Source organism: Paenibacillus auburnensis (assembly GCF_927798115.1).
Taxonomy (GTDB): domain Bacteria; phylum Bacillota; class Bacilli; order Paenibacillales; family Paenibacillaceae; genus Paenibacillus_AQ; species Paenibacillus_AQ auburnensis.
Map to the genome: position 1 here is coordinate 159207 of NZ_CAKMMG010000007.1, position 18962 is coordinate 178168.

At 54.0% G+C, this 18962-nt stretch carries 19 protein-coding genes and 1 other annotated feature; of the genes, 15 read left to right on the forward strand and 4 right to left on the reverse strand.

Going from position 1 to position 18962, the window contains the following annotated elements; genetic code table 11:
* The first annotated feature begins 73 nt into the window (after positions 1-73).
* Both cls and L6H70_RS20945 read left to right on the forward strand, forming a co-directional pair.
* Complete coding sequence (cls, locus tag L6H70_RS20940) at positions 74-1507, forward strand: cardiolipin synthase (protein ID WP_236336064.1); 1434 nt, start codon at positions 74-76, stop codon at positions 1505-1507.
* A 251-nt stretch (positions 1508-1758) separates the two neighbouring features.
* Positions 1759-2589 carry a YitT family protein gene (locus tag L6H70_RS20945; protein ID WP_236336177.1) on the forward strand — a complete coding sequence of 277 codons (831 nt, stop codon included), beginning with the start codon at positions 1759-1761 and terminating at the stop codon, positions 2587-2589.
* 204 nt (positions 2590-2793) lie between these two features.
* Here the strand turns inward: L6H70_RS20945 and ligD are convergent, their stop codons facing one another.
* The 3 genes from ligD to ku form a co-directional block, all read right to left on the reverse strand.
* Positions 2794-3678 (reverse strand): non-homologous end-joining DNA ligase, encoded by an 885-nt coding sequence (gene ligD / locus L6H70_RS20950; protein WP_236336065.1) that lies wholly within the window; start codon positions 3676-3678, stop codon positions 2794-2796.
* Positions 3679-3749: 71 nt separating this feature from the next.
* Positions 3750-4697, reverse strand: a complete 948-nt coding sequence (locus tag L6H70_RS20955; protein ID WP_236336066.1) for an ATP-dependent DNA ligase — start codon at positions 4695-4697, stop codon at positions 3750-3752.
* 35 nt (positions 4698-4732) lie between these two features.
* Positions 4733-5704 carry a non-homologous end joining protein Ku gene (gene ku / locus L6H70_RS20960; RefSeq protein ID WP_236336067.1) on the reverse strand — a complete coding sequence of 324 codons (972 nt, stop codon included), beginning with the start codon at positions 5702-5704 and terminating at the stop codon, positions 4733-4735.
* Positions 5705-5867: 163 nt separating this feature from the next.
* On the opposite strand from ku, the gene L6H70_RS20965 reads away from it, so the two are divergent.
* The 8 genes from L6H70_RS20965 (at position 5868) to L6H70_RS21000 (ending at position 13034) form a co-directional block, all read left to right on the forward strand.
* Complete coding sequence (locus tag L6H70_RS20965) at positions 5868-6041, forward strand: hypothetical protein (protein ID WP_236336068.1); 174 nt, start codon at positions 5868-5870, stop codon at positions 6039-6041.
* Between the two features lie 158 nt (positions 6042-6199).
* The gene (locus tag L6H70_RS20970; protein ID WP_236336069.1) at positions 6200-6385 is read left to right on the forward strand and encodes an H-type small acid-soluble spore protein; all 186 of its coding nucleotides are present in this window, start codon (positions 6200-6202) and stop codon (positions 6383-6385) included.
* A gap of 229 nt (positions 6386-6614) precedes the next feature.
* Complete coding sequence (locus tag L6H70_RS20975; RefSeq protein WP_236336070.1) at positions 6615-7619, forward strand: DMT family transporter; 1005 nt, start codon at positions 6615-6617, stop codon at positions 7617-7619.
* An 85-nt stretch (positions 7620-7704) separates the two neighbouring features.
* Positions 7705-8196, forward strand: a complete 492-nt coding sequence (tsaE, locus tag L6H70_RS20980; protein ID WP_236336071.1) for a tRNA (adenosine(37)-N6)-threonylcarbamoyltransferase complex ATPase subunit type 1 TsaE — start codon at positions 7705-7707, stop codon at positions 8194-8196.
* Entirely contained in the window at positions 8193-9029 is an 837-nt protein-coding gene (gene tsaB / locus L6H70_RS20985; protein ID WP_236336072.1) for a tRNA (adenosine(37)-N6)-threonylcarbamoyltransferase complex dimerization subunit type 1 TsaB, read from the forward strand. The genes tsaE and tsaB overlap by 4 nt, the downstream gene beginning before the upstream one ends.
* Positions 9026-9550 (forward strand): ribosomal protein S18-alanine N-acetyltransferase, encoded by a 525-nt coding sequence (gene rimI / locus L6H70_RS20990; protein ID WP_236336073.1) that lies wholly within the window; start codon positions 9026-9028, stop codon positions 9548-9550. The genes tsaB and rimI overlap by 4 nt, the downstream gene beginning before the upstream one ends.
* Positions 9547-10596 (forward strand): tRNA (adenosine(37)-N6)-threonylcarbamoyltransferase complex transferase subunit TsaD, encoded by a 1050-nt coding sequence (gene tsaD, locus L6H70_RS20995; RefSeq protein ID WP_236336074.1) that lies wholly within the window; start codon positions 9547-9549, stop codon positions 10594-10596. The genes rimI and tsaD overlap by 4 nt, the downstream gene beginning before the upstream one ends.
* 424 nt (positions 10597-11020) lie before the next feature.
* Positions 11021-11318 (forward strand) — a binding site (T-box leader).
* A gap of 147 nt (positions 11319-11465) precedes the next feature.
* The gene (locus L6H70_RS21000) at positions 11466-13034 is read left to right on the forward strand and encodes a 2-isopropylmalate synthase (protein WP_236336075.1); all 1569 of its coding nucleotides are present in this window, start codon (positions 11466-11468) and stop codon (positions 13032-13034) included.
* A 450-nt stretch (positions 13035-13484) separates the two neighbouring features.
* Here the strand turns inward: L6H70_RS21000 and L6H70_RS21005 are convergent, their stop codons facing one another.
* A complete protein-coding gene (locus L6H70_RS21005; protein WP_236336076.1) occupies positions 13485-15437 on the reverse strand; it encodes an ABC-F family ATP-binding cassette domain-containing protein in 1953 nt (650 codons plus the stop codon).
* Positions 15438-15748: 311 nt separating this feature from the next.
* Here L6H70_RS21005 and L6H70_RS21010 point away from each other — a divergent pair, with 311 nt between their 5' ends.
* From L6H70_RS21010 to tatC, 5 genes are all read left to right on the forward strand, one after another.
* Complete coding sequence (locus L6H70_RS21010) at positions 15749-16399, forward strand: 5-formyltetrahydrofolate cyclo-ligase (RefSeq protein ID WP_236336077.1); 651 nt, start codon at positions 15749-15751, stop codon at positions 16397-16399.
* Positions 16380-16853, forward strand: a complete 474-nt coding sequence (gene moaC, locus L6H70_RS21015; RefSeq protein WP_236336078.1) for a cyclic pyranopterin monophosphate synthase MoaC — start codon at positions 16380-16382, stop codon at positions 16851-16853. The genes L6H70_RS21010 and moaC overlap by 20 nt, the downstream gene beginning before the upstream one ends.
* A gap of 78 nt (positions 16854-16931) precedes the next feature.
* Positions 16932-17417: a MogA/MoaB family molybdenum cofactor biosynthesis protein gene (locus L6H70_RS21020; RefSeq protein ID WP_054939027.1), complete on the forward strand. Its 486-nt coding sequence runs from the start codon at positions 16932-16934 to the stop codon at positions 17415-17417.
* A 135-nt stretch (positions 17418-17552) separates the two neighbouring features.
* Positions 17553-17792, forward strand: coding sequence for a twin-arginine translocase TatA/TatE family subunit (tatA, locus tag L6H70_RS21025; RefSeq protein WP_236336178.1), 240 nt, complete (start codon positions 17553-17555; stop codon positions 17790-17792).
* Between the two features lie 107 nt (positions 17793-17899).
* A complete protein-coding gene (tatC, locus tag L6H70_RS21030) occupies positions 17900-18670 on the forward strand; it encodes a twin-arginine translocase subunit TatC (RefSeq protein ID WP_236336079.1) in 771 nt (256 codons plus the stop codon).
* Positions 18671-18962: the final 292 nt, after the last annotated feature.

Genomic DNA, 18962 nt, shown 5'->3' on the forward strand with positions numbered 1-18962 from the left:
CTGAAATCAGCTTGTCAGGGCAAGGCGCAATGGTCTGCCTGACCAGGCTGCCGAAATTTATGGAGGTGACGGCTTGAAAATAATTGTGTTCTTACTCAGTCTTTTTGTGCTGCAGGTTGCTATCATAGTGCTGCTGGAATACCGCCGTCCGCAAAGGGCACTGGCCTGGGTGGTCCTTAGCTTCTGCTGCCCTCCGCTGGGTCTGCTGCTCTATTATTTCCTGGGGCGGGATTATTGGCAGAGCCGGAAGATAGACAAGCACTGTACACCTTCGAGGCTTAGTGAAATAGGTGCCCATGTCTCCGGTAAAATCAAAATTGTCCAGAAGCCGGAGGAATGCGGAAACCCGGCGTTTACCAGCCATGAGGAACTGCTCTATCTGCTCGGTAGATTGTCCGGCCGAAATATTACAGGCCGCAATCGCAGCCGGATACTGCCAGATGCACAGGAGGCCTATGCTGCCATGCTGGAGGCGATGGAGGCGGCACGGGAACATATCCATTTGGAATTTTATATTTTTCGTGACGATGAGATTGGGAAGCAATTCCAGGAGGTGATGGTCCGCAAAGCGCGTCAGGGGGTCAAGGTGCGTCTGCTGTGTGACGGGCTCGGCAGCCATCATCTGAGCCGGGAATTTATCGGTACCTTAAAACATGCGGGAGTCGAGGTTCATTTCTTTTTGCCGCTGCTTCATTCGCTGCTGGACCGCAGGTTTAATTACCGGAATCACCGTAAAATTATGGTTATCGACGGTCTGGTTGGCTTTACGGGAGGGATGAATGTCGGGGATGATTATTTGGGCAAAGACCCCAAAATGGGCTATTGGCGCGATACCCATCTGCAGCTGGAGGGAGATTCTGTATATCATCTGCAGGCTATATTTCTGAAGGACTGGAAGCTGGCGGCCGGAGACTGGCTGAGCCATCCGCGCTTTTTTCCCGCCCATAACTGTACAGAACAGGAAGCTGTACTGGTGGTAGCCAGCGGACCGGATGGAGCGATTGATGCGTCCCAGGAGATGTATTTTGCCGCGCTTTGTTCGGCCAGAAGACGTATCTGGATTGCCTCGCCATATTTCATTCCCGATCCGACTATCTGCCGGGCGCTCAAGAATGCTGTGCTCAGCGGGGTGGATGTAAGAATCATTATTCCTGCCAAACCGGACAACAAGCTTGTCTACTCGGCTTCATTGTCCTATCTGGAGAATTTGCAGGATGCGGGAGTGAAGTTCTATCGCTACACCAGAGGTTTCATGCATGCCAAGGTCATGATTATTGACGACTTGCTGGCCACCATCGGCAGTGCCAATTTGGACATGCGCAGCTTCTATTCCAATTTTGAGCTGACGGCTGTTCTGCTCCGTCCGGAGCGTATTGCTGAGCTGGCCTCGGACTTTGAAAAGGATTTGAAGGACAGCCCATTTATTGACCCCGAAAAATTTAGAGAGCGAGCCTGGAATGTCAAGTTGATTCAAAGCCTTTGTCAGCTGTTATCCCCGCTTTTATGACCGAAAAGAGGACAAAAACATCGCTTTTCGAAGGCTGGAACATGTTCCATTCCTTATTTGGCCCTCTTTTGTGATATAATGAAGGTATAAGAAGAAATATAAGAGGGTATCTCTTGAAATGATGCTTTCGATAATTCTTTTAAATACTTTTTTATAGGGGGAGTTCTATGAATGTAAGCCAGCAAATCTTTACGAATGAGGATCAGAAAAAACCTCAAAAATCCGGGTCTGTGAGGACAGCCAGACTTAAGATGGCTCAACGGATTGTTATGATGGTGCTGGGCGCGGCAATGATGTCCGTTGCGCTTGAAATTTTTCTTGTTCCCAATGAGTTGATTGACGGCGGAATAACCGGTATTTCCATTATGCTATCCCATATTTTTAACATTCCTCTCGGAATATTGCTGACGCTGCTCAACCTGCCGTTTCTGGTCATCGGTTATAAGCAGATCGGCAAGACCTTTGCCTTATCCACTTTGTTTGCCGTAATCCTGATGTCTATAGGCACCCAATTGCTGCATCCGGTAAAGCCGATTACGGTTGAGCCTTTATTGGCAGCCGTGTTCGGAGGCGTTATTCTCGGGGTCGGCGTAGGACTCGTTGTAAGATACGGGGGCTCGCTTGATGGTACGGAGATTGTGGCCATTCTGATTGCTAAGAAGCTGCCGTTTTCTGTCGGCGAAGTAGTCATGTTCTTCAACTTCTTTATTCTTTCCGTAGCGGGTTTTGTATTCGGCTGGAATAATGCCATGTTCTCCCTGATTGCTTATTACATCGCCTTTAAGATGATTGACGTTACCCTTGAAGGTCTGGATCAGTCGAAATCGGTCTGGATTATCAGCGATAAATTCCGTGATATCGGGGAAGCGCTGACCGAGCGTCTTGGACGCGGTGTTACGTATCTCGATGGCGAGGGCGGTTTTTCCGGTGAAAATAAGAAAGTAATCTTTGTAGTCATTACACGACTGGAAGAAGCGAAGCTTAAATCGATTGTTGAAGACTGGGATTCTGACGCATTTGTTGCGATCGGTAATATCCATGATGTTAAAGGCGGCCGTTTTAAGAAAAAATCAATCCATTAGCGTTTGTCCGGAATAGCGGGCACGCTGCCCTGAAGGAAGGTATATTTACGAAAGTCAGAGCAATCAATCCGGCGCCCGCAGCAAGCCACGCCGTATTCTCATATAGAATACCTTCTGTCCAAAAGCTGGACACCTGATAAGCCCGCAGCCTGTTAAAGGCATCTGCGGGCTTATTGCTGCCTGTGGAAGGGTTTGGGGGCTGCTTTATGGAAGCTTCGAGACAATATCACTGACCGGCTGCGGCGGCACCTTGGCAATAAGATCCCCCATGCGGCTCAGCCGCTCCTCAATATTCAGCAGATGGTAATCAGTAGGTGAGACATTGCGGGCGACCTCCTCCCACAGGAGCGGGGTTGATACAGTAGCCAGCGGCCGGGCGCGCGGTGTATAGGGAGCGGCTAAGGTTTTGCCGCCGTAATGCTGCAGATAGTCGAAATAAATCTTGTCTCCGCGGTGTTTCTTGAGCCGCTCTAATGTGAAGAGGTCCGGCCGCTTCTCGGTGACATAACGTCCGACGAAATGGCCGATTTTACGCAGCTCATCAAAGGAAATCCCCGGATTTACCGGGATAATAATCTGCACTCCCGTGGCCCCGGAGGTTTTGGGAACCGAAGCCAGGCCCAGTGATTTCAGCACATCCCCGACCATAGCGGCCGCCTCCATAATGCGCGGCTCCACTTCAAGAGAAGGATCCAGATCGATCATCCACTCACAGGGCAGGCTGCTTCCTGCATAATGCAGCGAAGGGTGAAATTCCAGCGCGGCCAGATTGCCAAGCCAGATCAGTTCGGGCAGGCCCTGCAGGACGATATATTCAATCCCGTCCTGCAGGGCTGTCTTCACAAAACCGGGCAGCGGCTGGGGGGCATTCTTCTGATAAAAGGACATCCCCGGCACACCGTGCGGATAGCGGATAACCGTTAACAGCCGGTCTTTGCAGTAACGCAGCAGGTAAGGAGAGAGTACGGCCAGCTTTTGCAGGTAAATCCGCTTGGTGATTCCAACCTCCGGCCAGAGAGGCTTGTCCGGGTTCGTAACTGTGATCTCTTGTCCGTCTACGGTGATGGAGCCTTTGAGCACGGCCGGCATAGGATATCCTCCTTTACATAAGTCTCTGTATAGCGGGTAAGCTATGCTTCTAATCAGTCTGGAAGCAGAGCTTACCCTCTTTGTCCGATCCGGCAATCCTCCGGAGGCAGGTCAACCTGTGCCTGTATCACCGGCTGGCGCAGTGTGCCTGAGCTGTTCCATTCCAGAAAATGCAGCTTGAATACGAGGCTGGGTTTGATCCAGACAGCGCCCTTACTGCGCTGTGGAAGGGACGCGAAAGGCATCACGGGTATGGTCAGGTTATGTGCCTGCGCAGTCAGATTCCGCCAATCCATGGCAGTCATCCGTCCTGCCCCCGCATGTCCGATATAGTGCAGCTTGCCCGCATCATCATAGAGCCCGAACAGAAGGGCATTTACGATGCCGTCGCGGAAGGTGACGCCGCCGGCAACTGCGGTCACATCAGAGATGATCTTGCGCTTCTGCCAGCGTTTATCTTTCCCGCTGGGGGCATAGGTGCTGTTAATGTCCTTGCAGACAATCCCCTCCAGTCTTCCATTCAGGGCAGCGGAGAATAGCTCTGCCGGATCCGCGTAGCTGGGCACGTTCTGCACATGGAGATGCGGCAGCAGCATCTCACTGAGCATCTGCTGCCGCCGGGATAAGGGCTGATCCAGCAGCCATACGCCGTTGCAGTAGAGCATATCAAATACCATATACAGGACCGGTACCTGCGGCCTCACTGCCCGGATAGCTGTTTCGCTTTTCAGACTGTCGCGGCGCATCACTTCATGGAAGGACGGCTTGCCGCCGCTGAGCGCGATGACCTCGCCGTCCAGAATGAAGGAGTTTGCGCGACAGTAGCTGCGGGGCACCGTCAGCTCAGGATATTGCAATGTGCGCCGGTTGCCGCGGCGGTTAATCAGCTCTACATGGTTCCCGTCATAATAAGAGAGCATACGGACCCCGTCCCATTTGATCTGTGCGATCCACTGGCTGCCGGACGGGAGCTGCGCAGCGAGTACAGGTTCAAACGGTATAACCGGCTGCATTTCCATGGCGCACCTCCTGAGTATGTTGTATGCACGAAGGTTCAGGAAACGGTCTCTTTGCTTTTAGAGCTGCGCCGCTTCGCTTTGGGAGCTATGACCGGAATCGGCCCGGTTGCTTCGTTAACTACGGCAGTTCCCGGCGCCGCTTCAGCTGTTTTGGCTTTCGCTGTTTTTTTCTTTGCTGCGGCTGCCGTTTTTGGCTTGCCGACTGAGCCGGCCAGAGAAGGGCCGGGATCGGCCGGGATATGCTGGACAGCTTCGATACTGGCCTGCAGTGCAGCCATCAGATCGATGACATTGTTCTCCTGCCGCGACGGTGCGATATGGAATTCCTCCCCGGAAACTTTATGTGAGATCAAGTCCAGCATCCGCTGACGGTAGTCATCCGTATATTTCTCCGGCTCAAACGGTGTGGACAGCTGAGAGATCAGCAGCTTGGCCATATCCAGCTCTTTATCGCTCACCATGCCTGCTTCCGGCAATCCGGGAACCTGGGAGACCGGTCGCACCTCATCCGGATAAAAGATCGTCTCAATCGCCAGGCAGTCCTCCAGCACACGGATGGCGGCTAGGCTGCTTTTGGAGCGGATGGAAATCTTGGCAATCCCGATCTTACCCGTCTGGCGCATCGCCTCCATCAGTAGCCGGTAAGCATTGGTGCCCGCCTGGTCCGGGGACAGATAGTAGGTCTTTTGAAAATAAATCGGGTCGATCTCCGTCAAATCCACAAAATCAAGGATCGTAATATTTTTGCTGCTTTCTTCGGTGAGCTGGTCCAGCTCCTCTTTGTCAAACAGGACAAACTTTCCTTTTTCGTACTCATAGCCCTTGCCGATTTCCTCCCAGCCCACTTCCTTCTCACAAACCGGGCATTTGCGTACATAGGACAGCGGACTGCCGCATTCCTTGTGGATGTACCGCAGGGAGATGTCTTTATCCTCCGTGGCGGAGAACATTTTGACCGGTACATGCACAAGTCCGAAGCTGATGGCTCCTTTCCAAACGGTATGCATCGATATCGCCTCCTGATAATAAGTGCTATGGCTTAGTATGAGGCGATGCCGCATTTTCTAGCCTGATGCATTTTTTGCGAACCTTGGGAAAAAATAAAGCCAGGACCTGAAGGGGAGCCGCGTCAAGTGGTATGCATTACAGCGAAGCAAAATGGAGGAACCTATGGACAGAGGACGGAATGAGTGGAGCGATACGCTGTCGGAGCAGGATATACCGGCAGAGGTCGTGGATTGGGCGAATATTATCGCAGATCCGGATGATGAGCTGAATATAGACGCCGCCGGGTATCTGGATGCGGATGCAACGATCGGCGAACCCGAAGCAGACGAGGAATAAGAGGGACAAGCGTATGCTTCCGAAGTCAGTTTTGTACGAACCGGATACAGTGAAGATTATGCTATTACAAAACTAAGCGTATGCTTTCGAAGTCAGTTTTGCACGAACCAGATTCAGTGAAGATTATGCTATTACAAAACTTTAAGGAGACCAAAAAAATGGACGTAAAACGGGCAAAGGACATTTATGCTTCCAAGGAGATGATCTCTGTACATTTGGACGGGGAGCCGGTGTGGATCGAGCGTGTGGACGAAGCAAACGGCATGGCTACAGTGCAGGTGGGATCACGTCCAACGAATACCCATACGGTTGGTGTGGAGCGGCTGGAGGAACAGGGAATTTAGGCGTCTCCTTCAAATTGCGGCTGTTCACACAGAGTTGGAATTTATAACGGAATATAAGCAGAGCAGCGATCCTTCTGTGATGGATAAGGCTGCTCTGCTTTTTTGGCATTCCGTACATGCTGCATAAAGCCAGTGCTTAAGCTTTGCATGATAGCTGACACAAAGGTTGACGCTAACTGCTGCTACCGCCTATATTTGGGATGTGAATTTGCAGAAAAGAGATGATAACGTGCGTCCTATTATACTAGGCGTCTGTTCGGCGCTGTTTTTTGCAGTAACTTTTGTGCTTAACCGGCGGATGGAGCTGTCAGGGGGGAGCTGGGCATGGAGCGCCTCGCTGCGCTACTTGTTTACACTGCCGTTTCTGTTGGCGATTGTAGCAGGGCGGGGCCGGCTGAAGCCGCTTCTGTCAGCAATGAAGGAGCGCCCTGCAGCATGGCTGCTCTGGGGAACGGTCGGTTTTGGCCTGTTCTACGCTCCGATCTGCTTCGCGGCCGCATATGCTCCTGGCTGGCTGACAGCCGGAACCTGGCAGCTAACGATTATTTCCGGATCGCTGCTCGCCCCGTTCTTCGGCCGATGGGTGAACGGACCTGACGGGCGGGTCTATGAGCGCGGCCGAATCCCGTTCCGCGGCCTCGGATTGTCACTGATTATTCTGGCCGGAGTGGCGCTGCTCCAGACTGAGCATGCCCGTGAGCTGGCTATATCTCAGGTGCTGCTCGGCATCGTGCCGGTGCTGATTGCTTCCTTCGCCTATCCGCTTGGCAACCGCAAGATGATGGAGCTGTGCGGAGACCGGCTGGACGTCTTTCAGCGCATTCTTGGCATGACTCTGGCCAGTCTGCCTTTTTGGCTGATCCTGGCGCTCATCGGTTATGCAGATGCCGGGCTGCCTACAGGCTCCCAAGCTGGACAATCGTTGATTGTTGCCGTTTCTTCCGGAGTGATCGCTACCGTCCTGTTCTTCCGCGCCACGGATATGGTGCGCAGCAGCATGAGCGGGCTCGCGGCAGTGGAGGCCACCCAGTCGCTTGAGGTATTATTCGCCCTTGCCGGTGAAATGCTGATTCTGTCCTCCCCGCTGCCATCCCTGCTGTCCTGGATAGGGATTGCTGTCATTATCATTGGAATGGCTCTGCATAGTATGTTCTCCCAGAGCGCTCTAAACAGGACGGCGCGGGCAAAAAGCCGGAAACTCTCTCCTCCCTTCGCTGCAGGCAACGAGGAGTAGAGAGGGTTGTTGCGGTACCCGTAGCATACCGATATAATTAAAAGTATTGCGGTGTTGGTACTATTTTAAAAGGTGGAGTTGCAGCTTGGACATTAACGATGAAACGGTGTTCACTTACCGTTCGTACAGCCTCCAGGATACGGAGCTGCTGGCAGCTGCGATAGCCGCCGCAGCTACAGCCGGTATGGTGATTGGCCTCGACGGGGATCTGGGTGCGGGGAAGACGGCGTTCTCGCAAGGTTTTGCGCGCCATTTGGGCGTGCAGGGGATTGTTAACAGTCCTACTTTTACTATAATCAAAGAATATGATGGGCGTCTGCCGCTGTATCATATGGATGTATACCGGATCTCGCTGCAGGAAGCGGACGAGCTTGGACTGGACGAATATTTCTACGGGCAGGGAGTATGCCTGGTGGAATGGAGCAGTATCATCACAGATTTGATGCCGCCGCGGCATCTGCATATATATATGGAAACAGCCGGACCGGAGGAACGTATCATTACGATAACCGGAACCGGGGAGCCTTATGGTGAATTGTGCCGGGAGCTGATCCAGAAGTGGGGTAAACAAGGATGATGAACGAAAATAAAGGGCCGCGCAAGCGGCTTTTGGCGCTGGATACATCAACGGCTGTCCTGGGAGTAGCTATAACTGAAGAAGGCAGACTATTGCATGAGATTAATGCATCCGGGGAGCGGAACCATTCTGTGCACCTGCTGCCGATTATTGAGCAGGCCTTGCAGGCCAGCGGTACGGATGCCTCGATGCTTAACGGAGTGGCTGTCGGTCTGGGTCCAGGCTCATACACGGGTACCCGTATTGCGGTGACTGCGGCCAAGACGCTGGCCTGGGCCTGGAAGGTGCCGGTCGTCGGCATTTCCAGCCTGCATGCGCTGGCCTGGGGCGGGTATGCTGCTATACAGGAGAAGCGGGCTGCTGCGGCTGAACAGGCTGCACACACGGACGGATTTGGGCCGGACTGGATTATTCCTCTGCTCGATGCGCGGCGGGGGCAAGTTTACACAGGATTATTCGCTTCTGGCGGAGCCCTCGCTCCGCAGCGCATCGAACCGGATGCTATCCGCCTTATGGCTGACTGGGTGCTGTTTTTGGCAGACAGGCTAAAACAGGCAGAGGCAGAGGGCAGCAGACCGCGGACCGTCTGGTTTGTCGGAGAGACTGCCCTGCATGGCAGCGGGGACAGTCTTCGTCCGCTGCTTGGAGCAGCGGAAGTGCATGCGGAGCCTTACGAGCTGGAAGGGCGCTGGGCAGCGCTCCTTGGTGAGGAACGCCTGCTCACGGGCAGCGGCGGTGACGATATTCACGGGTTAATCCCGAATTATACCCAGCTTACTGAAGCGGAAGCCAATCTGCGCCGGAGCAGTGAAGGGAGCGCGAGCAAAGTATGACGGACCCTACGCGGGCGGGAGAACAGGAGAGTGGTCCTGTATTTCGCCTGATGAAGCTTGAGGATATTCCAGAGATTCTCGTGATCGAACGGGAAGCTTTTACGATGCCCTGGACGGAGGAAGCGTTCCGTAATGAGCTGACCCATAATCATTTTGCCAAATACATGGTGATGGAGCTGGCCGGCCATATCATCGGCTATGCCGGGATGTGGGCGATTGTCGACGAGGCCCATGTGACGAACATTGCGCTGCTCGAAGCTTATCGGGGACGCAAATGGGGCGACCGGCTGTTGGAGGAGCTGATGAAGACGGCGAGCTTTTTGGGTATGAAGTCCATTACGCTAGAGGTGCGGGTCTCGAATGAGGTGGCCCAGAATTTATACCGCAAAAAAGGTTTCCGGCCGGCCGGTACCCGCAAGGGGTATTATTCGGACAACCGTGAGGATGCGCTGATTATGTGGGCGGATCTGCCGGAGTATGGAGAGCAAGGGTTGACGGAAGGAAGCGTGGATCTAAAATGAATACTGAAACAGGCGCTATTGAGCCTGTACTTATATTGGCTATTGAGACGAGCTGTGATGAAACCTCAGTAGCAGTGATCAAAGACGGCCACGAGGTGCTGGCGAATATTATTTCCAGCCAGATTGAAACTCACCGCGCCTTCGGCGGCGTAGTGCCGGAGGTGGCCTCACGCAAGCATGTCGAGGTAATCACCCTGGTGATTGAGGAGGCGCTGGCAGCTGCTGGGGTACAGCCCGAGGAGCTTACGGCAGTTGCGGTTACGCAAGGACCGGGACTCGTCGGCGCGCTGCTGGTGGGTGTTGTTGCGGCCAAAAGCCTAGCGCTGGCCTGGGGCAAGCCGCTAATCGGCACGCATCATATTGCCGGGCACATTTATGCCAACCGGCTAGTGAAGGAATTGCAGTATCCGTGCATGACCCTCGTTGTATCCGGAGGACATACGGAGCTGGTTAACATGGAGCGCGAAGGGGATTTCCGGATTATCGGACGCACCCGCGATGATGCGGTCGGCGAAGCCTACGACAAAGTCGCCCGCGCACTTGGTTTTCCGTATCCGGGTGGTCCGCATGTAGACCGTCTGGCCCGTGAAGCAGCAGAAGCGGTGGCCTTGCCGCGTGTATGGCTGGAGCCGGATTCCTATGATTTCAGCTTCAGCGGTCTGAAGTCGGCAGTGCTGAATGTGGTGAACCAGAGCAAGATGAAGGGACTGGAACCGGATGTGGCCGGCATTGCCCGCGGCTTCCAGGAATCTGTAGTCGAGGTGCTGGTGGAGAAGGCCGTCAGGGCTGTAAAAGCCTGTGAGGCCAAGCAACTTCTGCTCTGCGGCGGGGTTGCTGCCAACAAAGGGCTGCGTGAAGCACTGGTATCCCGCTGCGAGGCAGAGGGCATTGAGCTGATCATTCCTCCGCCGGTGTACTGCACGGATAATGCTGCGATGATCGGTGCTGCGGCCTATGTGAAATGGCGGCATGACGGCAGTACACCGCTGGATATGGTTGCCGATCCGGGCTTATCGCTGGAAAAATGGTCGGTGTCCGCCTATTGACATCCTTTGAACGGGAAGAGTATAATCTACCCAATTCAATGATGCAAACGCGATGAAGGGAAGCAGTAGGGATAGCTCCGGGATAAGAGAACTGCGGGTAGGTGCGACGCAGCCGAAGGAGACCTGAACTCGTCCGGGAGCGGAGCGGTGGAAGCGGGATGTTCTTTCTAGAGGGACATTAAACGGCATGCAGATTGTGCCGGACCTTTCGTACACCGCTACGGGTAACCTCCGTGAGAGGGTGGTCAAGGCAGTGGAGGCGGATGCTGAAGCAACCGTATGAACTTGCCTGACTATTGAGTGGATATTCAGAGGACAGCAGAAATTGGGCTGATCCGGAATATCAACAAGAGTGGTACCGCGAAGGTTAACAGCCTGTCGTCTCTTGATAGAGACGGCAGGCTTTTTTGTGTACTTATAGGGATTACACGCAATGAACGGGAGCAGTAGATGACGAAGGTGTACAGAGAGCTGCGGGGTGGTGCGACGCAGACGCCTATGAAGCATTGAATCTCGCCCGGGAGCGGAGCGGCGGAAAATACAGATGTACGCCGCAACGGATGTCTCCGTTACCAGACACTCATCCTTGGCTGACCTGTGCCTTAAATGGACACGAGGCTAAGGATGGGAAAGAGCTGGACGCAGCTTGCGGTTTGCTATGAATAGGAGCCGGATGCGTCAAAAAGAGTGGTACCGCGGAGGGGTAACCCGCCGTCTCTTTATAGAGACGGCGGGTTTTTGTGTTGAGATCAAAGCGGTTGAGATGCTGCCGGCAGCAGTGGGCGGGAACAGCAGGGGGCAAGTCGACGTGTGCCCTGCGCAACATCCAGTGAACAGCGTATGCTAACTAAACTTTAGGAGGGTTTTCCATGATTATACCGGTGAAAAAACGGATTCAAATTTTTGATACAACGCTGCGTGACGGCGAGCAGGCTCCCGGAGCTAGCCTGACGCCTGAACAAAAGATCGTACTCGCTTATAAGCTGGCTGAGCTGGGCGTGGATGTGCTGGAGCCAGGGTTTCCGATTTCGAGCCCGGGGGATTTTGCCGCTGTGGAGACGATCTCCCGCAAGGTGCAGGGCGTGGAAATCTGCGGATTTGCCCGCGCTGTCCGGGGTGATATCGATGCCGCCGTCCGGGCGACCCGGGATGCAGAGCGGCGGCGGATTCACCTGTTCATTTCCTCTTCCGACATTCATCTGCGCCACCAGCTGCGAAAAAGCCGGCCGGAGGTCGTAGCGGCTGCCCGTGAAATGACAGCCTATGCCCGGCAGTTCTGCGAGGTGGTGGAGTTCACTGCAATGGATGCGGCCCGGACCGGAATCGATGACCTGATTGAGATGGTTGAGGCAGTTATTGAAGAAGGGGCCACTATCATCAACCTGCCGGATACGGTCGGATATGCCTTGCCGCATGAATACGGGGAGATGTTCCGGCGGGTGCGCCTTGGCGCCAGAGGCGGACAGAATGTAAGCTATAGCGCCCATTGTCATAACGATCTGGGGCTTGCTGTAGCGAACAGTCTGGCAGCCATTGCCGGCGGGGCAACCCAAATCGAGGTAACGGTCAACGGTGTCGGCGAACGCACCGGGAACTGTGCGCTGGAAGAGCTGGTTATGGCCCTTGAGACCCGCGGGGATGCCCTTGGCGCTGAAACGGGGATCGTGCTGGATAAGCTGTATGATACCTCACGGATGATCAGCGGAGCGATGCATTTCCCGATTGCCTACAACAAGCCGGTCGTAGGCAGAAATGCCTTCCAGCACGAGTCCGGTATACATCAGGACGGTTTGCTGAAGGACCGAAGCACGTACGAGATTATGGACCCTGAGCGGCTGGGGATTCCGCGCAGCATGATCATTCTGGGCAAGCACTCCGGCAGACACGCACTCAAGGACCGCGCGGCGAAGTATGGGATTGCCCTGGATGCGGCAGAGCTGGATGCCCTCTACGAATCCTTCAAAGAGACAGCCGACAGGCAGAAAGCGGTCAGCGATGACGAGCTGCTGCGGATGGTCAGCACGGCTACCGGACAGCAGGCCCAGGTCTACGAGCTGGGCGATGTTCAGGTGCTGGCCGGCAGCGCCCCGCGGAGGGTGGCAGCAGTGACGGTCCGCCACCTGCAAAACGGCACAGAAAATGCGTACACCAGCACCGGTAGCGGCCCGCTGGAGGCAGTCATTGCTGCAATCAGCCAGGGAATCGCCGAGCATATCAGCTTTGCGGGACTGGAGCTGCATTCACTGGGCAGCGGGGAGAACGCCCAGGCCGAAGCTGCGGTTATGGTGGAATGGGAAGGCAGTAAGTTCCGGGGGACAGCGATCCATCAGGATATTGTGATGGCAGCAGGGATAGCTTATATCGCCGCCTGCAATGCGGCACTGCTCTCCGCCCAGGTGGAGCAGGTCCGGGAAGAAGCTTTGCCTGTAGTGGAATAGGCAGGGGTTGCAGACCCTCATCTTGGTGCATAAACGCGCCATGATGAGGGTCTGTTTTTCATTGGGCCGGGCATTCTGTACGGCTTCCTTCATTGATTTGCAGGATGGAAATTTAGCCCATGCGGCTTTTGTCAAGATGTGGACAACGTTATCCACATATTCTGCACTAGTTGTGTAAAAACCGTGTAAAATCAGCAATAACGCCTATTTTCTGAACTGCTGAAATGTGGAGTTATCCTGTGTGAGGTTTTTGTGGAAACTGTGGATAATGTGGATAATTCGGTGGATAAAAAGTCCTTGACAAACAAAATAGCGATTTATCGCATAAAAAAAGGCCCCGGGGGGCTTTTTTTACGGAGAGTTATACACGAAAACTGTGGATGGGAATGTGGATAAGTTTTTATGAACAAATCGGTAACAGTTTGAAAATATTTATTTAACCTGATTACATTATTCGTCAGCCAGCTGCTCCCATTCGTCAAACCGTTCGCTTAGCTGCGTTTTTTTGTCCTTTAGGTCATTCTCATGCTCCTGAAGCGCCATGTAATCCTGATAAACCTCCGGTTTGGTCATTTCATGCTCAATTCCGGCGATCTCTTCCTCCAGCCGGGCGATGGTTTCTTCCAGCTCTGAAATCTGCCGCTGCCGGTTCCGCTCCTCCCGTTTGGCCGCTTTGTCCGCTTCATAAGAGGAGGCACTGCCTTTATCTGCTGCGGCATCAAGATCGGCATTGCGCGAGGCTTTGGCCGCCGTAAGCTCGGCTTCCTCTAGGGCGATGGCTTCCAGTTCTTTTTTCTTCTCAACGTAATCATCATAGTTGCCAAGATACTGGTCGATGCCGCCGGGATGCAGCTCCAGAACGCGCTCCGCCATTTTGTTAAGGAAATAACGGTCATGGGAGATGAATAACAGGGTTCCTTCAAAATCGATCAGGGCGGACTCCAATACCTCGCGGCTGACCAGATCCAAATGGTTGGTAGGCTCATCGAGAATAAGCATGTTTGCGCCGCGCAGCATCAGCTTAGATAGTGCCACACGTGCTTTTTCACCACCGCTTAAAGCTGAGACCCGTTTCAGGACATCTTCCCCGCTGAACAAGAAGTTGCCGAGAATGGTACGGATCCGGGCCTCTTCAAGCATCGGATATTCGCTCCACAGCTCCTCCAGAACCGTATTGCGCGGGTTGAGCCTTGTCTGTTCCTGATCGTAATAAGCGATTTTTACTTTGGCTCCCCAGTTTACGGTTCCGGCGGATGGCTCCCGGGTACCGGTCATGCATTGCAGCAGCGTTGATTTGCCGATCCCGTTCGGGCCGATCAGTGCTGCTGTTTCGCCGCGGCGCAGTTCAAAGGATGCGTTACGGAAGAGTGGCGCTGCTTCTTCGCTGAACGATACGGCAACGTCACGTACCTGCAGCACCTCTTTACCGGACATGAAGTCAGGCTCGAAGGAGAAGCTGGCTTTCTTCAGGTCGCCGAGCGGCTTGTCGATGCGGTCCATCTTTTCCAGCGCTTTGCGCCGGCTCTGGGCACGTTTGGTTGTAGAAGCACGCACGATGTTACGCTGCACGAAATCCTCCATCCGGGAGATCTCATCCTGCTGCTTCTCGTACTGCTTCATGCGGATCTCATATTCTGCAGCCTTCAGCTCCATATAACGGCTATAGTTGCCTGTATACCGCCGGGACTGATGCCGCTCAATTTCAACGATCGTGGTAACCAGCCTGTCGAGGAAATACCGGTCATGGGAGACGACCAGAATTCCGCCGGCATAGCTGCGCAGATAATCCTCCAGCCACGTCAGCGTCTCAATGTCCAGATGGTTCGTAGGTTCATCGAGCATGAGCAGATCCGGGGCCTGAAGCAGGATGCGGGCCAGCGCGAGGCGAGTCTTCTGTCCGCCGCTTAAGGTGGCAATCGGTGTATCCGGTGCGAATTCCCCGAAGCCCATCCCGTGCAGCACGCTGCGGATGCGTGTGTTCATCTCATAACCGCCGTGGTCTTTGAACCAATCTGACCGTTTGGCGTACCGTTCCAGCAAATCCTCATACCGTTTCGGATCATCGGCAAGCTTAGGATCAGCGATGCTCGCCTCCATCTGCCGCAGCTCGGCTTCCGCCTCGATCAGGGGAGCAAATACAGCGAGCATCTCCTCTTGGATCGTTTTGTCCGACTGCAGCCCGCTGTTCTGGGCCAGATAGCCGATAGTTGTTTCTTTGGATTTATGAATTTGCCCGCTGTCAAAGGACATCTCACCCGCGAGGATCTGCAGGAAGGTGGATTTGCCGGCGCCATTAACGCCTACCAGTCCAACCCGTTCCTTCTCATTCACCTGCAGGCTGATGCCGTCCAGCACGCTTTGTATACCATATGATTTCGAAATTCCTGTCGCTTGAAGAAGCATACCAATGAAACCTCCGCCCTTGCATATTTCGCCTTGGCACTGACGCCCGGCCGTGTAACTTGCTTATTCTATAGTTTACATGAAAAGCGCCAGCGGCGCGAGGGGGCAGGAGCTTTGCGGCAGGGGGGCGGAAAGCTGGGAGAATTGGGGAGCGCAGCGTGTTTTTTGACAGCAGGATAGCAGGAGAACATCTTAATTGATTCGCATAACAGGGCAAATGATACAACCTTGGCGAACCGGGGAGAAGAGTGGTAAACTGAGTTTACAAACTATGATAAGCTAGTCATATGAACAGGAGGAGGCGGCTGCAGATGACAGGCCAGAGCGCCTTACTCGCCGAATTAAAGCGGGAACTGCGTGCGGAGAGAGCCGCCGTCCGCGACAAGCTGCCGGCAGACCAGAGAGAGGCGTTGTCTGCTCTGGTCTGCAGTTATGCAGCGGAGTGGCTTGCACGGGAAGGTGCAGAGACGCTGCTTGCCTACGTGCCGTTTCGTTCGGAGCTGGACACACGCCCGCTGATCGATGGCGCCTGGGCAGCAGGCCGTAAGGTGCTGCTGCCCCGTGTGATCCAGTCCACAGGAAAGATGAGCCTGCATCCGGTAAACTCATGGAAAGAGCTTGCCGCCGGAGCTTATGGTATCCAGGAGCCTATTTCCGCCCCGGCTTGTGAACCCGGCGGGCAGTGCCGTCCGGATGCTGTATTCGTACCTGGACTGGCCTTTGACCGCCGCGGCGGAAGGCTCGGTTACGGACGCGGCTATTATGACCGTCTGCGGGCGGCCTGGGAAGCGGAGCCTCCGGCATCCGCAGGAGCTCTGCTGTGGATCGGCCTGGCATTCAGCCAGCAGCTGATTCCGGAGGTACCCATGGATTACCATGATGCCTATATGGACATGTTGATTACAGAAGACGGTATCATGGATTTCCGGAAGGAGAAACAGCATGGAACTAAGCCATTTTAATGAGCAGGGCCGGGCACGTATGGTGGATGTCAGCGACAAGGAGATCACCAAGCGGTCGGCCGCTGCGAGAAGCAAGGTAAAGATGGACCCCGGGACGCTTGATGCCATCAAGGCCGGCAGGATCGGTAAAGGGGATGTACTGGCTGTCGCTCAGGTCGCTGGAATCATGGCCGCCAAAAAAACAGCCGACTGGATCCCGATGTGCCATCCGCTGCCGCTGACCGGCATTGACATCCGCTTCTCGGATAACAGCAAAGATGAACTTTATATAGAAGCAACTGTCAAGACAACCGGGCTGACCGGTGTGGAGATGGAGGCGCTGACGGCCGTTTCTGCGGCAGCGCTGACAGTGTACGACATGTGCAAGGCGCTGCAGAAGGACATGATTATCGGACCGACGATGCTGGTGTCAAAGAGCGGCGGGAAAAATGGGGATTATGCGCTGGAGGTTTAAACACAGCACGGCTAAAGCGCGAGAAGGCTGCAGTCCGCAGCCGTCCATACATAGTACATAGAGAGGGAGGGACAACCTATGGCGTGGAAAACAGCAATCCTGACGGCCAGCGATAAAGGGTCCAGGGGCGAACGGGAAGACACTAGCGCCCAGGTTATTCGGGAGCTGGTGGAAGAAGAGCTTGGCGGTGAGATCATTGAGGTCAGAATCGTGCCGGATGAGCAGGATGAGATTATTGCCGCATTGATTGAGCTTACGGATTATTTTAAGGCCGACCTGGTGCTGACTACAGGAGGAACCGACCTGGCAATCCGTGATGTTACACCGGAAGCGACCCGGCGTGTAATTGAACGGGAGGTGCCCGGTCTTTCAGAAGCGATGCGGAGTACAGTTATGCAAAAGAACCGCGCGGTGATGCTTTTCCGCGGCATTTGCGGAATCCGCGGAAGAACGCTTATTGTTAATCTGCCGGGTACTCCGAAAGGTGTACATGAGAATCTGGCAGCAATTATGGACCAGCTGCCGGAAGCGCTGCTGATGGTCACCGGCCAGTACCGTCAATAACCTCTGCCGGCCTCTGTCTGTGTCCCATCCAATCTGCAGAAAAGCTGGTTGGATGTGTGATAAAAGTTATGGTATTATTAAATTAGTGTTTAAGATATCATGAACGGACAGAGTGACGAGGAGGAATAACAAATGCTGAATGGTATTGGTGCTCCCGGAATTATTTTACTGGTTATCCTGGCGCTGCTGCTCTTTGGTCCAAACAAGCTTCCTGAGCTTGGGCGTGCAGTCGGACGCACCTTCCGTGAGTTCAAGGACGGGGCACGTGAGATTATTAGCGAGCCGGAACCGGCAAAGCGCAGTGAAGCGCCTGTTCCGCCGGCCCCGCAGAAAATAGCTGCAGAACTTCCGCAGGACCGGCGTCTTCCGGAATAATACGATTTATCTACGCGGGGGCGTTCCTCTCAGGTCTGGTTAAGACTGGGCGGCGCCCCCTTTTTTTTACGGGGAATTCTACATAAGTCATTGGGTGGTGCCATATCATGTCTCTGGAAGCGGAAGAAATGTCAGTGGTTGATCATCTAACCGAACTGCGCAGACGAATTATCTATGTGCTGATTGTGTTTGTGGCCGGTCTTATCGGCGGACTGTTCGTCGCCAAACCGATTTATCTGTACCTGATCCACGCCGATCAGGCTGAGGGATTTGTCCTGCATGCCTTTTCCTTCTGGGACGGCATCGGCATGTATATGAAGATTGCCATGGCGGTCTCGCTGGCGATCTCACTGCCGTTCATTGTCTATCAGCTGTGGGCGTTCATCAGTCCCGGGCTGCGGCCTCTGGAGCGTAGTGCGGCGCTGCGGTATGTGCCCTATGTGTTCGTGCTGTTTATACTGGGCATAGCATTTGCCTATTACATTGTGTTTCCTATGGCGCTGTCATTCACAATCACTATTACCCGCAGCATGGGGCTTGAGGAGACGTACGGGATTGCCGAATATTTCAGCTTCATGTTCAGCCTGTGCATTCCGCTGGCCTTGCTGTTTGAGCTGCCGCTGATTGTAATGTTCCTGACAAAGCTGAGAATTCTCAATCCGCTGCGCCTGCGCCGGATGCGGCGGTATGCCTATTTCGCGCTTGTCTTTATTGCCGTAGTGATTACGCCGCCCGATTTCATCTCGGACTTTCTGGTAACCCTTCCGCTGCTCGTGCTCTATGAGTTCAGCGTATTTCTCTCAGCCTTTGTCTACCGCAAGCAGCTGGCGGAGGATGCCGTACGGGAAGCGCGTTATGTTAAACAAGAGGAGCTCTGACAATGACCCCCCGGCTTTGAACCTTGAGTTTTGAAGCCGGGACGGGCATACTTTGCCTTCTGGTGGATAGAATGTAAGAGAGTGTGTGCCGGACAACCCTGCAAACCATATTTTTCCGTAAAACAATGCGATTTTACGTAAAAGGACTTGAAATCCTTCTTCAAGTTGAGTATCATAAAAATTGTTGTTAGCACTACAGATGGTTGAGTGCTAACGGAGCTGAACAATATGGGATTAGCCGGCAGAGGCCGCGCCAAGACGATATTTTCACGAGCAGCCGTATGAATCCTTT

Excerpts from the sequence above, each read along its gene's own strand:
- ku (WP_236336067.1), bottom strand. The coding sequence starts at position 5,704 with ATGCATACCGTTTGGAAAGGAGCCATCAGCTTCGGACTTGTGCATGTA.
- L6H70_RS21020 (WP_054939027.1), top strand. The coding sequence starts at position 16,932 with ATGGCGTGGAAAACAGCAATCCTGACGGCCAGCGATAAAGGGTCCAGG.
- tsaD (WP_236336074.1), top strand. The coding sequence starts at position 9,547 with ATGAATACTGAAACAGGCGCTATTGAGCCTGTACTTATATTGGCTATT.
- tatC (WP_236336079.1), top strand. The coding sequence starts at position 17,900 with ATGTCTCTGGAAGCGGAAGAAATGTCAGTGGTTGATCATCTAACCGAA.
- rimI (WP_236336073.1), top strand. The coding sequence starts at position 9,026 with ATGACGGACCCTACGCGGGCGGGAGAACAGGAGAGTGGTCCTGTATTT.
- L6H70_RS20970 (WP_236336069.1), top strand. The coding sequence starts at position 6,200 with ATGGACGTAAAACGGGCAAAGGACATTTATGCTTCCAAGGAGATGATC.
- ligD (WP_236336065.1), bottom strand. The coding sequence starts at position 3,678 with ATGCCGGCCGTGCTCAAAGGCTCCATCACCGTAGACGGACAAGAGATC.
- tsaB (WP_236336072.1), top strand. The coding sequence starts at position 8,193 with ATGATGAACGAAAATAAAGGGCCGCGCAAGCGGCTTTTGGCGCTGGAT.
- L6H70_RS21010 (WP_236336077.1), top strand. The coding sequence starts at position 15,749 with ATGACAGGCCAGAGCGCCTTACTCGCCGAATTAAAGCGGGAACTGCGT.
- L6H70_RS21000 (WP_236336075.1), top strand. The coding sequence starts at position 11,466 with ATGATTATACCGGTGAAAAAACGGATTCAAATTTTTGATACAACGCTG.
- L6H70_RS20955 (WP_236336066.1), bottom strand. The coding sequence starts at position 4,697 with ATGGAAATGCAGCCGGTTATACCGTTTGAACCTGTACTCGCTGCGCAG.
- L6H70_RS20945 (WP_236336177.1), top strand. The coding sequence starts at position 1,759 with ATGGCTCAACGGATTGTTATGATGGTGCTGGGCGCGGCAATGATGTCC.
- moaC (WP_236336078.1), top strand. The coding sequence starts at position 16,380 with ATGGAACTAAGCCATTTTAATGAGCAGGGCCGGGCACGTATGGTGGAT.
- L6H70_RS20965 (WP_236336068.1), top strand. The coding sequence starts at position 5,868 with ATGGACAGAGGACGGAATGAGTGGAGCGATACGCTGTCGGAGCAGGAT.
- L6H70_RS21005 (WP_236336076.1), bottom strand. The coding sequence starts at position 15,437 with ATGCTTCTTCAAGCGACAGGAATTTCGAAATCATATGGTATACAAAGC.